We start from the raw sequence: 690 nt of genomic DNA on the forward strand, positions 1-690 counted from the left end.
GCCGCCGCCTTCGCGTCCGAGGTCGGCGACTTCTCGAGGTTCCGCTCCGGCAGGCAGGTGACGGCCTACTTCGGCCTCGCCCCGAAGCAGAGGTCGAGCGCGGACTCCGTGCGCCTCGGCGGAATCAGCGGGGCCGGCAACGCGCTCGTCAGGAAGCTGGCTGTCGAGGGGTCCTGGTGCTACGCCCAGGCCGGCCACCAGCCGAAGCTGATGCCCAAGGGCTCCGGCGTACCCCTCGAGATAAGGATGCACGGGAGGAAGGGGTCCGAGAGGCTCCTGCGCCGCCGCGAGGAGATGATCGCCCGCGGGATGCCGCAGGCGAAGGCGAACGCGGCCACCGCGGCCGAGCTCGTGAGGTGGCTGTGGGCCCTCGGCACGATGTGCCGGGAGGGCGCGGAATAGACATAAGCCCCCGTCCCGGCGAGCCGGGCAGCCTTCGGGGACACCCCCGTTCTCGCTGTGCGCGCGGCGGCCGCCGCATGCGCGAAGACAGACTAGGGGAACCCCGCCGAAGGAGAGGATTGCGGGCCGCCGGAGCGGTATCCGCGGATATGAGACTGAGCCGAAGGCGTCGATGACATGCCGGGGGCGGACCGGGACGGGTTTAACGGCAGGCCCCGCCGATCGATTGCAAGCGGTCGGCGGGGCCATTGTGGCCCTTGACAGTGGATTGGGTCATATGAGCGAGCG

The 690-nt window shown here is 70.6% G+C and carries 1 protein-coding gene; it reads left to right on the forward strand.

Features of this window, described 5'->3' with window-relative positions:
* Positions 1 to 402 (forward strand): transposase (locus AAAT03_RS09860; RefSeq protein ID WP_349103232.1); only part of this gene is annotated, 402 nt, incomplete at its 5' end.
* Positions 403 to 690 lie beyond the last annotated feature (288 nt).

It is taken from the genome of Collinsella sp. CLA-AA-H167 (genome assembly GCF_040095305.1).
Taxonomy (GTDB): domain Bacteria; phylum Actinomycetota; class Coriobacteriia; order Coriobacteriales; family Coriobacteriaceae; genus Collinsella.